The 203-nt window shown below is 71.4% G+C and carries 1 pseudogene; it reads left to right on the top strand.

The window, feature by feature from the left end:
- Positions 1-203, top strand: a pseudogene (locus F0U47_RS21465) (ABC transporter); the annotation flags it as partial.

Genomic DNA, 203 nt, shown 5'->3' with positions numbered 1-203 from the left:
CGCCGACGCCGCCCTGCACGACCGCTACCTGGCGCCCTACCGGACCCATGCCGGCGTGATGCTGGTCGTGCTCAACCACATCGACACGATCGCCCCGGAGAAGCGCCAGGGCATGGTCGACGACGTCAAGCGACTGCTGGCGCTCGACGGCCTCGGTGCGGTCAAGGTGGTCCCGGTCAGCGCCCGCGACGGCATCGGCGTCG

Origin of the sequence: Nocardioides antri, assembly GCF_008373765.1 — a bacterium.
Taxonomy (GTDB): Bacteria; Actinomycetota; Actinomycetes; order Propionibacteriales; family Nocardioidaceae; genus Nocardioides; species Nocardioides antri.
Note: the sequence above shows the minus strand (reverse complement) of the source record. Positions and strands in the feature narration are given on the sequence as shown.